This window comes from Ramlibacter sp. (assembly GCF_035706265.1).
In the GTDB taxonomy this organism is placed as follows: domain Bacteria; phylum Pseudomonadota; class Gammaproteobacteria; order Burkholderiales; family Burkholderiaceae_C; genus Ramlibacter.
Genome location: NZ_DASSVG010000276.1, coordinates 1 through 2963 on the forward strand (window position 1 = coordinate 1; position 2963 = coordinate 2963).

At 69.5% G+C, this 2963-nt stretch carries 4 protein-coding genes and 1 pseudogene; 1 reads left to right on the plus strand and 4 read right to left on the minus strand.

All coding sequences use genetic code 11. The annotated features are described in order from the left end of the window. Positions 1 to 374: 3-oxoacid CoA-transferase subunit A (locus tag VFM98_RS10185; RefSeq protein ID WP_325109813.1), on the minus strand; the 374-nt coding region annotated here is incomplete at its 3' end. Between the two features lie 103 nt (positions 375 to 477). Here VFM98_RS10185 and VFM98_RS10190 point away from each other — a divergent pair. Then, positions 478 to 1263 carry an IclR family transcriptional regulator domain-containing protein gene (locus tag VFM98_RS10190; RefSeq protein WP_325109814.1) on the plus strand — a complete coding sequence of 262 codons (786 nt, stop codon included), beginning with the start codon at positions 478 to 480 and terminating at the stop codon, positions 1261 to 1263. Positions 1264 to 1273: 10 nt separating this feature from the next. Here VFM98_RS10190 and VFM98_RS10195 read toward each other — a convergent pair whose 3' ends face one another. The 3 genes and pseudogenes from VFM98_RS10195 to VFM98_RS10205 form a co-directional block, all read right to left on the minus strand. Beyond that, on the minus strand, positions 1274 to 1672 hold the full coding sequence (locus VFM98_RS10195) for an OsmC family protein (RefSeq protein WP_325109815.1): 399 nt from the start codon (positions 1670 to 1672) through the stop codon (positions 1274 to 1276). 84 nt (positions 1673 to 1756) lie between these two features. Then, positions 1757 to 2692 carry a dihydrodipicolinate synthase family protein gene (locus VFM98_RS10200; protein WP_325109816.1) on the minus strand — a complete coding sequence of 312 codons (936 nt, stop codon included), beginning with the start codon at positions 2690 to 2692 and terminating at the stop codon, positions 1757 to 1759. Between the two features lie 9 nt (positions 2693 to 2701). Then, positions 2702 to 2963: pseudogene (locus tag VFM98_RS10205) on the minus strand (C4-dicarboxylate ABC transporter permease); the annotation flags it as partial.

Genomic DNA, 2963 nt, shown 5'->3' on the forward strand with positions numbered 1-2963 from the left:
GCCGTGGGGCAGAAGAAGGCGCCGATGCCGGCGCCGGCGGCGCGGATGCGCTCGGCCAGGTTGCCCTGGGGCACGAGTTCGAGTTCCAGCTTGCCGCTGCGATAGAGCTCGTCGAACACCCAGCTGTCCACCTGGCGCGGGAAGCTGCAGATGATCTTGCGCACGCGGCCCGCCTTCAGCAGGGCGGCGAGACCGTGGTCGGCGTTGCCCGCGTTGTTGTTGACGACGGTGAGGTCCTTCGCGCCCTGCGCGATCAGGCCGTCGATCAGTTCCGCGGGGATGCCCGAAGTGCCGAAGCCGGCGATCAGGACGGTGCTGCCGTCGCGCACGTCCGCCAGGGCCTCGGCGATCGAGGCCGCGATCTTGTTGATCATGGTGGTCCTTGGGAGGGGAGCCGGGGGGCCGGTCGTTCGCCGCGTTGATGTTCGCGTAACGAACAACTGTTCGTATAATGAATTCTACCCCGAAACCTGTTCCATGTCCCAAGACCCTTCTGCCGAGCTCCGCCCGGGCGACTCCTACGTGCAATCGTTCGCCCGCGGGCTGGAAGTGATCCGCTCCTTCAGCGCCAGCGCACCGCGCCAGACGCTCACCGAGGTGGCCACCCGCAGCGGCCTCACCCGCGCGGGGGCGCGCCGCATCCTGCTGACCCTGCAGACTCTGGGCTACGTGGAAAGCGACGGCAAGCAGTTCGCGCTGACGCCGCGCATCCTGGACCTGGGCTTCGCGTACCTGTCCTCCATGCCGATCTGGAACGTGGCCGAGCCGGCGATGGAAGCGCTGGTGGAGCAGGTGAAGGAATCGTGTTCGGCCGGCGTGCTGGAGGGTACGGACATCGTCTACGTGCTGCGCGTGTCCACCCGCAAGATCATGCGCAACGCGCTGGGCGTGGGCTCGCGGCTGCCGGCCTACTGCACTTCGCTGGGCCGCATGCTGCTGGCGGGCCTGCCGGACGACGCCGTGCTGGAACTGCTGCGCGCCTCGCCGCTGGAGCCGCGCACCCGCCACACGCTCACCGACCCCGAAGCCCTGCTCGCCAAGGTGCAGCAGGCGCGGCGCCAGGGCTGGTGCCTGGTGAACCAGGAGCTCGAAGAAGGCCTGGTTTCGATGGCCGCCCCGATCGTCGACCGCAGCGGCGCCACCATCGCGGCACTGAACATCAGCGGCCAGGCCAACCGCACGCCGCCGCGCCAGATGCAGGAGGCGATGCTGCCGGCGCTGCGGGCGGCCGCAAGGGACGTGTCGCAGCGGCTGGCGCGGTAGCCGGATCGCCTCACACTATCTGCGTCGCGATCTCGAATTTCTTGTGCAGGGCCTTGTGCAACGGGCAGGCGTTCGCCACCCGCAGCAGGTCGTCCTTCTGCTGCTGCGACAGGGCCCCGCCGAGCGTGATCTGCCGCTGCATCCGGTAGGTGGTGTCGTCCTCGTCGTGCAGCAGGCTCACTTCCACGCTCTCCAGCGGGTACTGCTTGCGCTTGGCATAGACCTGCAGCGTGAGGATGGTGCAGGCGACCAGGGAGGAATCCAGCAGGTCGTGCGGATCGGGGTCCCGGCCCGACCCGCCCATGGACGCGGACAGGTCGGCGCGCCAGCGCTCGTCCTTCAGCGAGAGTTCGACAGCGGTGCTGCCGGGGATGCTGCGGCCCTGGACGGGGGCGGAGGATTTGCTCATGGGCTCTCCTGACGCTGGGCTTCGGCCTGCGGCGCTCAGCACCAGCCTGCGCTCGGCGCTCGGTGCGCCCTCGCCCAGCTTACTTCAGCCGATCTCGCGCAGGCGCCTTTCCTGCCGCTGCACCAGGAAGCGGATGTCGTCCACGTCCTGGGCCGAGAGCTTGGGGCCGGGCTTGCGCACGAAATCGGAGGCGATCACGCCGCGCTCCTTGAGCAGGAACTTGCGCACGGCCAGGCCCACGCCGGCCTGCTGCTCGTAGCGCGCCAGCGGCAGGTAGGCGTCGAAGAGGTCGTGGGCCCGCGCGCGCTCGCCGCGGGCATGGGCCGCCACCACGTCGACCATCATCTCCGGATACGCGAAGCCCGTCATGGCGCCGTCGGCGCCGCGGGTGAGCTCCTCCGGCAGGAACAGGCCGCCGCCGTTGCCGGTGAGGATGGCGACGCGCTCGATCTCGCCCTTGCCGCTGGCCGCGCGGATGGTCGACAGCTTGGCGAGACCCGGCCAGTCCTCGTGCTTCAACATCACGCAGGTGGGCGAGTTCTTCAGGATGCGCAGGATCACCGAAGGCGCCATCTGCACGCCGGTGGAAACGGGATGGTCCTGCAGCACCCACGGCACCTTCGGCCCCAGCGTCTCGTCGACCATCTGGAAGTAGGAGACGATCTGGTCGTCGGTGCGCAGGCTGGAAGGCGGCGCCACCATCACGCCGGAGGCGCCCAGATCCATGACGGCATCGGTCAGCTCCTTCATGGCGGCGAAGCCGGGCGCCGAGGCGCCCACCACCACCGGCACGCGGCCGTTCACGCGCGCCAGCACCTGGCGCACGAACACGCGCGACTCCTCGATGGTGAGCTTGGTGGCCTCGCCCATGATGCCCAGCACGGTGAGGCCGGTGACGCCTTTTTCCAGGCAGAAGTCCACCATGCGGTCGGTGCTGGCAAGATCCAGCGCGCCGCTGTCGGTGAACGGGGTGACGGTGATGAGGTAGACGCCCTTGGCGTTGCGATCGAGCTGGTTCACTGCGGGTCTTCAGGTGACGGTGGGCCGATTCTCGCCTGCCACGGGCGCGTCGCGCCGCAGCAGCTGCATCACCATGGCCACCGTCACTCCCGCGATCCCGGCCAGGTCGGCCACCCAGCCCGGATACGCCAGCAGCACGCCGGCCACCAGCAGCAGGGTGCGCTCCACCCGCGTCGTCCTGCGCAGCGCCCAGCCCTGGAAGCCGGCTGCCAGGGCGGCGATGCCGAGCCCGCAGGTGAGCGTCACCTCCGCGATGGACCACCAGTTGGCG